The sequence below is a fragment of the Candidatus Propionivibrio aalborgensis genome (assembly GCF_900089945.1).
In the GTDB taxonomy this organism is placed as follows: Bacteria; Pseudomonadota; Gammaproteobacteria; order Burkholderiales; family Rhodocyclaceae; genus Propionivibrio; species Propionivibrio aalborgensis.
Window position 1 is genome coordinate 44,766 of the sequence record NZ_FLQY01000290.1, and the last position, 11,554, is coordinate 56,319.

Consider the following 11,554-nt stretch of genomic DNA (forward strand, 5'->3'; position numbering starts at 1 on the left):
TCAGTGTGCCGACGCCGAGCCTGAGATGACGAAGGAAGCGGTAGCTCATCGCTCAAGCCGCCTCATGGATCGCGATTACGGTCGTCGCGTCCGCTGGCCGGCCGCCCAGCCGGCGATGATCTTGGGCCTCGGCAGCGCTGCCAACGGTGCCGCCCGGCACCGCGTCGAGGTGATCCGCGTTTGCTGCGCGCCAGCGCTCTCCCGGCACCGCGATAGCACGATCCTTCGGGCCATCGAACTGGAGGTCGCCACGGATGCCGTCATCGGCCATCGCCGCGATCAATCCGGTCGCCATCACGGGCTTTTTGCGGCGCCGTGTAATACGCGATGGACGCGCGATCTGGTCGATGACACGTTCCTCGTAGTCGATCGCGATGTGCGTACCGAGGAGCCCCGTGCGCGGATCGGCGGCAGGAAGCCGCATCGCCAGCGAAGTGGTTGCCTCGCCCCCGGCTTGCATGCGCTCGAAGGCGGGGCGCGCGAGCTTCTCGTCCTCACTCAGCGCCTCGTACTGGCCAGGAGCGAAGTCGTCCAGCAATGGCGCCGCTGTGTTGCTGCGGCCAGCGACGACGATTTCCTTCAGCACGAACATTGCCCCTCCACCTTCCGGCGTCGCAGAGCCGAAACGTGCGAGGCGCTTGCCGAAGGGCAGCAGACGCTGGTGCAGGGCGACGCCGCCCAGCGGATGGAGAAGGGCGGCGCCACTCGCCCCGGCATCGCGCAGGACAACCATGTCGGCCGCTTCGGGCGGTGGCAACGTGATCCAGGACTCCAACCGTGCGATCTCCTCTGTCAGCTTGGGCAACAGGTCGATCATCGGCAGCGTGGTTGGCTGCGGGTCGCCGGCGCGCGCCTCGAACGGAATGCGATGGCGGCCGAGGAAGACGACCTCGACAAAGCCTACGGCATGCCACGGCTTGGTGCCGCTCAGCGTTGCCATCAGCTGAGCCTGGATCAGTGGTCTTCCGCCGAGCGTGACCTCGATCGTGGCGCCGAGATCGACGATGAAACCGAAAGGATCGAGTTCGATCAGCGCGTCGAAGAAGATCATCGCTGCGGCACCGAGATCGCCGATGGCGGTCTGAACTTGCGCCGAAAGTTCAGCTCGAGCGCCGAACTGGATCGTGTTCGCCGTCAGCGCGAGATAGCTCTCGAGCCGGAAGCGCGGGTTCTCGCTGTCGGCGAGCGACAGCGAGAGGCGGCGCAGCACGGGAAATCCCGGCGGTGGCGTGAAGCGCGGATTGAAGCCGCCAGCCGCCAGCGCGAAGGCCTTGGTCGCACCCCAGCCCAGGCGCAGGGCCATGTCGCCGGTCAGCGTGAAGCCGGCCAGACGAGAGTCGACGAAAGACGCGTCGATGGACGCCTCGCTCTGATCGAAGTCGAGGATGCCAACGACGTCGAGGCGCAAATCGACGACTGCCGCGTTTTTGTCGGGCAGCACCGCGCGCATGCGTCCGAGCAGGACGAGGCGCAAGGGTGAGGGCAGTTCCAGAATCAGCGCCGCCTCGATCGTGATGAGTTGCGTCGGGCCCCAGCCGACTTTGACCATCGGTCCGAACACGAAGCGGCCCTCGGCCGGCGGGAATATCCGCTGCAAGGCGCCGATCAGGCTTGCTGCGTTGGCGAGGGGATCCTGCGGAAAGAGGATCCCCTCGATCGAGCGGTCGCGCACGCCGTCGCGCAACGGATCGAGCATCATCGTGCGGTTGATGCCGATCAGCCCGCCGATGCCATTGAGCGTGAAACCGAAGCCGAGCGGCATCGGCGGGAACTCGGCAGTAATGATCAGCAGCAGGGAGAAGCCCCTCTGTCCCGGCGGCAGTCCTGGCAATCGCGTCGTCAGCAGGGCGATGGCATTGAGCGCGATCTTTTTCTTGATCGAAAGCTGCACGATGCCGCCGTACTGCTCGGCGTCGTGGTCGAAAAAAAGGTAGCCGCCACCGGACACGGGGCCAGCGTCGATCTTGAGACCGACCCCCGTCGGCGGCTTGAAGCCGATGGTCAGATCGACCGGTCCGGCGTTGCCGGGGCGGAATTCGACCGCGAGCTGGAAGCCGATCTCGGTGACCTGGAAGCGCACCGGCCCGACCTTGCCGGAAAACACTGCCGCGGCAAAGGCGCGCAGTGTCGGTGTCGACTGGTTCGTCGCATCGGCGGCAAGCGCCACGCGCACAGCATCGACCTTGATCGGGCCAAGCGCGAGATCGGGCTTGACGGTCACGTCGAAGCCCGCACCACCACGGAAGCTCACCCCGCTACGGCTCGACCATCTCAGCCCAAGATCGATCGGCACGCGCAGGCCGCCGCCGGGCAGCATCTTGGCGAGAAACCCGTCGACCTTGCCGCCGCCAATCGCAATCGCCAGGCCGTCGAGATCCAGACTGAGCGCCACCTCGCTGTCAGCGGCTGCGGCATCGATCGCCAGCGCGACCGCCATGCCGCCCAGCTCGATACCAACCGCGCCGCCGACGTCGACCAAACGCCGCGGCGTCCGCGGGGCGTAGCGCAACGCTGCATCGAAATCGAGGGTCGGGGGTGCGGCACCAGCGCCTGGATAGCGCAAGGCGATCGCGTCCGGACGCATCACTACGCCGAAGCTCTGCGCGATGTTCGATGCCGCGCCGATCTCGAGCGACACATCGCTACTCAAGGGGATCGAGCGCTGCACCTGCGACGGGATCAGTGGCAGCAGGACCAAGCCACCGAGTTTGCCCGCCTCCGGAGGGAGCTCGAGCAATGACAGGCCGATCTCGACGTGCATTCCGGCCACCTCGGTGTCCACCAGTGGAATCCGCAGCATCATGCCCGGCATACCATCCGGGCCGGCGAAACTCCGCGCGAGGGGAACCGGGACCCGACCGAGCATTGCCGCCGGCCCGAGGGCGCGGATGATTTCGATGAGGTGGAAGGCGAGCCGGGGGAAGTCGATATCCGGCGTGCCCCAGCCGTATATGCGCCGCGGCGCGGCGAGCGGATCGCTGACCAGGGTTCCGAATTGGTTGTAATCGAGTCTACGCCGGATATGGCCGGGACGCGTGGCGGTCTCGTCGACATAGTCGATGACGAGAATGCCGAGCGTCTCGAGCGCCTGGCTCACGCCGGGCCAGGCAGCGACGAGATAATCGGTCAGCAACTGCTCGCCGAGACGCTCGCCGACTTCCGCAGCAAAGGTGGCGGGGTCGACTCCGACCGGTGCACCGGCGGAATCGACCGCGTCAATCGCCGTAACGAGGCTGCGCAGCGCTGTGAACGTCGCCTCGACGGTCTCTGGATCGGGATCGTCGATCAGGGCTTCGACGGCGATCGCCAGCTGCGCGGCATTGCCGCCGAGATCGACGAAGTCCTGCGGCAGCGATTCGACCGACCAGCCGAGCCGTAGCATAAAGCGGACGAAGGAGTCGAGATCGGCCGTCGCCTCGCGTAGTGGCGCGAAGGCGAGTGCGAGATGCTCAGCGATCGCGGCGAGGGTGTCGCGCTCACTCATAAGGGCGTGGCCCGGGGTAGCTCGGATCGTAGAGATCATCGAGCGCGCGATGTTTCGAAGGATCGATGCGATCGACCAACCAGTAGCGGCAAACGTGACAGAAAGGCCGATACTCGGCCGTATCCGCCGACAATATCGACTGTGTTCTGGGCTCTTCAATTGCGCCGCGCATCATGCAATCGCCCGCCGGGTGATAGGCGCCGCAATCGACTCCGAGACCGCCCTGGTAGAGGCCGACGATGTTGTGCCGGCGGAACGTTGCACGTTCCATTTCCGGCGTGCGGGTTAGTGTTGCGGGTAGATTACTCGGAAACTGTGGAGCGACGGGAGAACTAGCCGCCGTGCAGGGTCGCATCGGATTGTTCGCCGCAGCGTTCAGCGGGCCGCCGCTCTCGCCAATGTGCGCGAGGATTTCCGGGGCAACGAGTGGCTGCTCCCGCCTGGCCAGGGGTTCGCTGCCCGGACGCCGCAGCGGAAGCATCAACACTGGCGCAAGCCTGCTCGGGAGAACGTCGAAATCGTAGGTATCGGCCGGCGTGAAGTTCGGGTGGCACTCAAGCTGAACTTCGTCCCTGGTGATGTCAATGTCAATGATGCGCATCGCGGGTGAACTCCGGGTTCCGGTGGGTCCGAGTAGCGGGCGCTGCCGAATCTTGACTTGCATATCGAGAGCGAAGTCGCGAGCATGCTTTTTGCGCAATTGGACATGCACGGTCGTACCGACGATCTCTGGCCGTGCCACCAGTTCGCCGGCCGCGCGCAGGCGAGCCCACGCCGCCCAGACAATCTTTGAAGGCGAGATCCGTTGGTCGGTAGGGAGCGTCGTTGGAGCATCGTAAGGACCCAGCGGATCGCCGGAGCGCCGGAACAGCTCGTATCGCCATTGGCCGTTCGGGAACGCTTTGGGGGGATCCACCTGATCTGTTGGACGTTTGCCGCCGTACTCGTCCACGAGGCCGAAGACATGGCCGAGCTCATGCATGATCGGCAGCACCATGTTCGGAGACGCGCCGTGGGCCGGATTGACCATTGACGGTCGCAGCACGAAGGTCGCCCGTCCGGTTTGGCGCGCCGCCATCTCATCCTCAGTACCGTTGTAGCGCCAGAGCTTCGCCAGCACATGTTTCGGACCGAACACGGTATCCGTTACCGTCACCGCACCGAAACTCGACGCCCGGCTCAGCACGCAGACGAGGCCGGCGTCTTTGCCGCGCCGGACCGGCGACGGACGCTCCCATACCCGGCCCACCGGCAAGCGTTGTGGCGCCCCGCCGTCCTTGACGTCGCAATAAAGCGCGCCCACCAACGCTGCGATGTCGCCATCCTCGATCCGGCGACTATCCAATGACGGCGAATGAGGCGGCCTCCGACCCACAAAGGGGCGTCCCCCAGCCTGCACGGCGAAGAGCGTGTCGCGCGATTCGACGAGGCTACGACCCGCAAGCCGGCGCCAAGCGGCGAACATAGCTAGATCGATGTTGTTGAACTGTAACGGCAGCACGAAATCGTTCGCCAGCAGTGGCACCAGCCTTGTAAAGGCCGCGGAGTCGGACTCACCGACGCCGAAATCAACGAGGACCGGCAGTCCGAGGAACCGGATCAACCGCTCCAGCGTGAGTGCGCCGGCTGTATCTTCCAGATCCGTATCGGGCACCTCGTCCAGCTTGAACGGGGCATTCCCCAGGGGCGCCAAGTGCTCGCTCAGCAGCGTCGTGCCGCTTTCCTCCGATGCCAGGAATAGCCCCCAGAAATTGATCGACTCGCGCAGCAGCTTGAACGGCTGCATGTCCTCGCGCGAAACGATCGGGTCGGCAAGGCGTGCCACCAGCTCGCGGAAGCGCGCCTCCTCGCCCGCAATAAAGCCATCGGCGAGAAACAGGATGTTGGTCGCGGACTCAAAGTGCTGCGGTCCGGGTCCCGCGATGAAGCTTACCGGCCGCGGAAGGGGCCACGCCGCGGCTACATGCGCGCGCACCGGTGCTGACGGCGCGAATCCGGCGGGCAATGCTGGGTGGTTCAGCGTCGCCTGAATGTTGACGGGGCTTGGCGACGGCGTACCCGTGCTGCGCAACCGTCCCGATGTGGCGTCAACCTGGACACGCGCCGGGTTGGCGCTGGTCCACGTGAGGCCCAAGCCTTCGATCACGCTTGGCCACTCAGTGATGTCGGCGGCCACGCCATCGTCGAAATCAGCGAGCAGGCGGGGCGATGCGCCAGCACTGTGGGCGACGACGCGCATCTTCTCGGGTGTCGGCCACCACTTCCGGATCCGATCATGGATATGGATGCGGATGACCGCGAGCGCTGTTCTTGCGATGGGTGTCGCTGGCCCCGTGCTGCTGCTGTTGCTGCCACTATTACCGCCGCCCACTGTTACCTCAACGACTACCGGCACACCGAGGGCCGAGCGGTCGTCCCCGACCGGCATCTCTTCCGTGTCCTTGATGTACTCGACGATCTGAAGCTCCGCCCAGACGAGAAAGTTGCGCATCCGTCGCTGCCCGGTAGCCACGGGCAGCGCGATCACTCGGCCGGTTTCGAGCTCGAAGTCAATGCCGTTGCCGTGAACAAGCGTCTTGCCCTGTGCCGTCATCGTGTCGGGTCGCGTGCGCTTGAATTCAGGTTCGAGGGAGACGCTCCCCAGACCCACCGCCGTCTGGAGCGAGGGGGCCAAGGCTCCGATTGGCAAGGACAGTTCGTTGTCGATCGTCACCGTAAGGAGGTCACGCAACGGTAAAGTCGTCATCCCGCTGAGAACATGGATATCACATTCGAGTGACCATGCGAATCCGGTGACAACTGCCATCGCGTTTGAACTCAGCGGGAAATGACAGACACTCTACCGGCGCGGTGCGGGAAATTCAATGGGGCTTTTCCATGGCGTTCTGTGCCATTGAATTGCTGCCTCGAATTGAGCGTGTGGATCGCCCGGGATTTCACGGGCAAATGGCGACAGTTCTTAATTGCATCGCACACTAAAATTGCAGCGATCAGTCATGTGTTCCGACCAATTAAAGTCGAAAATTGAGGTCAAGAATCCATGCAGGTTGGAAGTCAGCTGATTATTATGGCGTTGAGTGGAATGTCGAAAACTGACCTGCCGCCAAACGACGAAAGCTCTCCGCAGTTGCATTTACAGTCGAAAACCAGCCGATGCGATTGCTGCGGTGTCCTTCAGGGTGGGTGCTACGTGGCATCAAGGCTCTTTCAGCCAGGTACGAAGCCGCTCAGTAATCTGCTTCATAGCCGGTGTCCACAATCGCCTGGAGAATATCGTCCGGGCTGACAAAGCGGCCATGCTCGACATGCGCTTCACCTTTTTCCAGCGATACCACAATCTGGCCGATGCTTGGCAGATCCTGAATCGCGTTGGCCACGGCACGCACGCATTCTTCGTTTTTCATTCCACTGATTCTGAAAATAGCGGTTTCCATGAAATCTCCTTGCTTGCCGTTCATTTTTTCTCGGTAGTACATTCCTCAATGCTACCCCAGCGCCCGGGACAGTATTTCCAGCGTGCCTTTTCAGCGCAAATGACCTGCTTGAAAAAGGCGAGTTGATTGCAAGCGGCCAGATCGGCACGCAAGGCTGTTTGCCAATTGCTGGAGGACTGGCGATTTTTAGCCACGACGGTGGTGTCGCTGGCAGCCTTTGGTTCTCGGGCTTGAACAGGCGGTTTTGCGCTGGGCACTTGCTCGGTTTTCTTTGACTCTTCAGTTTTTTGCTCGACAACTACCGGTGCTGTGGCGGATGGGCTAAGCACCGTGCTGCGGCTGTTGGCTACCGGCAGCGGGGTACTCGGGCGCAGCAGCAATCCGCCGGCGAGCAGCACCAGTGCGGCCAGTGGTATGCCGTAGCGCAGGGCGCGCGATCCGCTGCCGGGCGCCGATGCTGACGGAGGAACGGTCGTGATTTGCAGGGTGACATCAATAGAATTCCCGGCGGCAGGTTTTGCCGCTGCCATCGGCACGCTATCCACATGTTTTCTCTGCGGCATCAAGCCGGGGGCGCCACGATAGTTGCGCAGATCGGCGGCCATCTCGGCGGCTGTCTGATAGCGCTTGTCCGGGTCTTTGGCCAGGGCGCGGGCAACGATCCGGTCGAAACTGGCCGGCAGGCGCGGGTTGCAACTTGAGGGCAGGGGCGGCACGCTGTTCAGTACCTGATAGAGAACCGCGTTGAGGTTGTCGCCGCTAAAAGGCGGGTGCCCGGTCAGAATTTCGTAGAGCAGGGCGCCCAGTGAGAAAATGTCTGAACGGCCATCAGCCTTCTGCCCGGCGATCTGTTCCGGCGACATGTATTTCGGTGAGCCGAAAGCCGTGCCCGCTACCGTCTGCGAAGCGCTCGGCAGGAGGGCGACGCCGAAATCGGCGATCTTCACCGCAGCGTTGTCGAGCACCATGATGTTGGCCGGTTTGATGTCGCGATGCACGACATCGTTGGCGTGGGCAAAAGCCAGCCCGTCGGCGATCTCGGCGGCAATTTCGGCGATGCGCTCAGGTGCCAGTACCACGCCTGAATCGAGCATCTCGCGCAGTGATCGGCCAGAGAGAAACTCCATGGCGATGAAGGCCAGATCGTCACTGCGCCCGATATCGTGGATCGTCACAATATTCGGATGATTGAGTCGCCCGGCCGATTTCGCTTCACGAAAAAAGCGCAGCTCGAATTCCCCGGATTCTTCTGGCGTGAGGCCGGCGAAACTGATCGTCTTGATCGCCACGGTACGCTCGATCAGCGGATCGTGCGCCTGGTAAACGATACCCATGGCACCGCGCCCCAGCGTAGCGGTGATTCTGTAGCGACCTAGGTGCGTGAGTGGCATTGGCTGGATGAGCAGTATGTGTGCATGATGAAAGTGATGTGCCGCAAGCGCAGACTTCGATTTCGCCTGCAAAGGCGGTCAGGAATCCAGGGTGAGAATGCTAGAATTTGCATTCTGTTGTATTTCCCTTCGTCTTGCTACCCGGTCCCATATCTTGAAAACTGCAGCGTACCGTCTTGAAGCCGTCAGCCTGTCCGAATCCGGCCGGGTGCGCGCGGTCAATGAAGATGCGGCTGCCGTCGATCACGAGTACGGCATTGCCGTGGTCGCCGACGGCATGGGTGGCCATCGTGCCGGCGATGTGGCCAGCCGCATGGCGATTGATCGGGTGCTCGGGCGTCTGCGCGCCACGCTGGGGCGCTTCAGCGCAGGTGTGCCGCAGCCGGCAGCGCTGCCGCTGACCGAGCAGGCTATCGCCGAGGCGAACAGTGCGATCCATGCGGCCGCCCATCCACAGTCCGGACGCAGCGGCATGGGTACAACACTGGCGCTGGCCTTCTTCCACGGTGAGCAGGTGGCGCTCGCGCATGTGGGCGACTCACGTATCTATCGTCTGCGTAGCGGCCGGCTTCAATTGCTCACGCGTGATGATTCGCTGCTGCACGACCAGATCGAACTCGGTGTAATCGCCGCAGAAGATGCCGCTGATTCGCACAATCGCCATCTCGTCACGCAGGCGCTTGGCATCGCCCCGGCGGTGACGGTACATCTGCAGCAGGAAACGCTGCGCAGCGGCGATGTTTTCCTGTTGTGCACCGACGGCCTGAGCGATCTCGTTGACGAAAAGGATATCGAACTCATTGTCGATTCGCTGAAAACCAATCTGCCGCTGGCCGCCAGCCATCTGGCCCAGCTCGCCAACGACAATGGTGGTTACGACAACATCACCGTCGCCCTGGTGCGCGTATTGGCCGATGAGGCCGGAGCCGGCGCGAGGGGCTGGATCAGCCGCCTGCTCGGCCGGCTGATGCCCGGAAAAGCGGAGCGATAAACGTGGCCAAACTGATACTCACCCTGAACAGCAAAGTCCTCAACCAGTACTTCGTCGACAAGCCGTGCCTGACCATCGGGCGCGGGCCGGATAATGACATCGTGATCAACGATCCGTTGCTCAGCCGCGAGCATGCGCGCATTGTTACCGTCGGCAAGGATCAGATCGCCGAAGACCTGCAAAGCAGCAATGGCACCCTGCTCAACGGTAGCCCGTTGACCCGGCAAATCCTGCAGCACAGCGACGTCATCGAACTGGGCAGCTACCATCTGCGCTACATGAGTTCGGGCGTGGCGGCCGACGTCGAGCTTGAACGCACCATGCTGATCAAGGTGCTGCCGCGCCACCGTGCACCTGCGGAGAATGCGCCTGTCGTCTCCGTGCCGGTTGCGCGCACCGCCAGAGCGCGCTTGCCGGAGGGATGCATCAAGGTGCTGGCCGGATCGGGGCAGCACAACGCGGGCGAAAGTGTTCGTCTTGATCGCGTGGTTGTTACTTTCGGCATTCCCGGTGAGCAACTCATCGTCATCGCAAGGCGACCGCAAGGGTTTTTTCTCACACACGTCGAAGGCGCCCGATTGCCACTGCTGAACCAGCAGTCGATTGGCCGTGAGCCGCAGGCACTGCGCGACGGCGACCTGATCGAAGCCGCCGGCTACCGGCTCGAATTCCGGCTTGAACCACCAGCATAAAGATCTGGTCTGCAAGCCGCTTCAGGCGGCGATCTGGAGCGGCAGGCGTTCGATCGTTTCCAGGGTAACAGACACGGATTTCAGGATAGATCGGACGAACCTGTTGAGAAACTCACAATTTTGTTGCCTGAACACCCGCGACGGACTTTATTTGTCTCGCTCAATCATGGCCGACCTCTGACCCGAATCACTCGACAGTGACCGATTTTGCCAAATTACGCGGTTTATCGACGTCCGTCCCGCGTACCAGTGCGACGTGATAGGCCAGCAATTGCAGGGGAACGACGTGCAGCAGGGCTGAGAGCTGACCGTAATGTTCTGGCAGATGCATGACATGCAGTCCGTCGGCAGCGACCATTTCACCGTCGGCGTCGGCAAACACGTAAAGCTCGCCGCCTCGCGCTCGAACTTCCTGCAGGTTGGACTTCAGCTTCTCCAGCAGTGCGTCGTTGGGCGCCACCGCAATCACCGGCATGTTCTTGTCGACCAATGCCAGCGGTCCGTGCTTCAGCTCCCCGGCCGGATAGGCTTCGGCGTGGATGTAGCTGATTTCCTTGAGTTTGAGGGCGCCTTCAAGTGCGATCGGGTAGTGCCGTCCGCGCCCGAGGAAGAGGGCGTCCTGCTTCATGGCAAAGTGCTCGGACCATTCGCGGATCAGCGGTTCCAGTTCGAGCACCTTGGCTACCGCAACGGGCAGGTGACGCAATGCCTGCAATTCGGTGGCTTCGGCCTGCTCGGTGAGTCGGCCGCGTAGTTTGGCGAAGATCAGGGTCAACAGGTAGAGCGCGGCAAGCTGTGTGGTGAACGCTTTGGTCGATGCGACGCCGATTTCAGGGCCGGCGCGAGTGATGAAGCGCAGCGCGTTCTCGCGTACCAGCGACGACTCGGGAACGTTGCAGATGCACAGGGTATGCTTCATGCCGAGTGATTTTGCGTGGTGCAGTGCGGCCAGTGTGTCGGCCGTCTCACCCGACTGCGAGAGCGTGACGACCAGCGTTTGCGGGTCGGGAACGGATTCGCGGTATCGGTATTCGCTCGCCACCTCGACGTTGCACGAAATTCCGGCGATCGCTTCGAGCCAGTAACGGGCGACCAGGCCGGCATGGTAGCTGGTGCCGCAGGCGATGATCAGCACCTGCCGTACGTCTTTGAGGATCGACTCGGTGTCAGCGCCAAACAGTCCGGGCTGGATACTGCGCGCCGCGCCGAGCATCTCAAGCGTGTTGGATAGTGCGACCGGCTGTTCGAAGATTTCCTTCTGCATGTAATGACGATACTGGCCAAGCTCGACTGCATCGGCGGAAAGGTGCGACTCGGTCTCCACGCGCTCGACTGGCGAGCCGTCAACGCGGGTAATGCGGTAACTGTCGCGCGACAGCTCGGCACAGTCGCCATTCTCCAGATAGACGATACGGCGCGTTACCTGCAGCAGGGCGGACGCATCGGAAGCGGCATAGCTTCCGTCATCGGCCAGGCCAAGCAGCAGCGGGGAGCCTTCTCGGGCCACCACGACATGCTCGGGTTCGGATTCGCGCAGGACGGCGAGGGCATAAGCGCCCTGC

At 62.7% G+C, this 11,554-nt stretch carries 7 protein-coding genes; 2 read left to right on the top strand and 5 right to left on the bottom strand.

Features of this window, described 5'->3' with window-relative positions; all coding sequences use genetic code 11:
• Positions 1-52: 52 nt before the first annotated feature.
• The 4 genes from PROAA_RS13230 to PROAA_RS13245 all read right to left on the bottom strand — a co-directional run bounded on the left by PROAA_RS13230 (position 53) and on the right by PROAA_RS13245 (position 8,309).
• Positions 53-3,484: a DUF6603 domain-containing protein gene (locus PROAA_RS13230; protein WP_186411788.1), complete on the bottom strand. Its 3,432-nt coding sequence runs from the start codon at positions 3,482-3,484 to the stop codon at positions 53-55.
• Positions 3,477-6,215, bottom strand: coding sequence for a M64 family metallopeptidase (locus tag PROAA_RS13235; protein ID WP_222102269.1), 2,739 nt, complete (start codon positions 6,213-6,215; stop codon positions 3,477-3,479). Before PROAA_RS13235 ends, PROAA_RS13230 begins: the two co-directional genes overlap by 8 nt.
• Positions 6,216-6,711: 496 nt before the next feature.
• Positions 6,712-6,942 carry a heavy-metal-associated domain-containing protein gene (locus tag PROAA_RS13240; RefSeq protein ID WP_245664276.1) on the bottom strand — a complete coding sequence of 77 codons (231 nt, stop codon included), beginning with the start codon at positions 6,940-6,942 and terminating at the stop codon, positions 6,712-6,714.
• Positions 6,939-8,309 (bottom strand): serine/threonine-protein kinase, encoded by a 1,371-nt coding sequence (locus PROAA_RS13245; RefSeq protein WP_186411790.1) that lies wholly within the window; start codon positions 8,307-8,309, stop codon positions 6,939-6,941. Before PROAA_RS13245 ends, PROAA_RS13240 begins: the two co-directional genes overlap by 4 nt.
• Before the next feature lie 154 nt (positions 8,310-8,463).
• On the opposite strand from PROAA_RS13245, the gene PROAA_RS13250 reads away from it, so the two are divergent.
• Together PROAA_RS13250 and PROAA_RS13255 are read left to right on the top strand one after the other, a co-directional pair.
• The gene (locus tag PROAA_RS13250) at positions 8,464-9,300 is read left to right on the top strand and encodes a PP2C family protein-serine/threonine phosphatase (protein WP_186411791.1); all 837 of its coding nucleotides are present in this window, start codon (positions 8,464-8,466) and stop codon (positions 9,298-9,300) included.
• 2 nt (positions 9,301-9,302) lie between these two features.
• A complete protein-coding gene (locus PROAA_RS13255; protein WP_186411792.1) occupies positions 9,303-9,992 on the top strand; it encodes an FHA domain-containing protein in 690 nt (229 codons plus the stop codon).
• Positions 9,993-10,179: 187 nt separating this feature from the next.
• Here PROAA_RS13255 and glmS read toward each other — a convergent pair.
• On the bottom strand, positions 10,180-11,554 hold a 1,375-nt coding region (gene glmS, locus PROAA_RS13260; RefSeq protein WP_186411793.1), incomplete at its 5' end, for a glutamine--fructose-6-phosphate transaminase (isomerizing).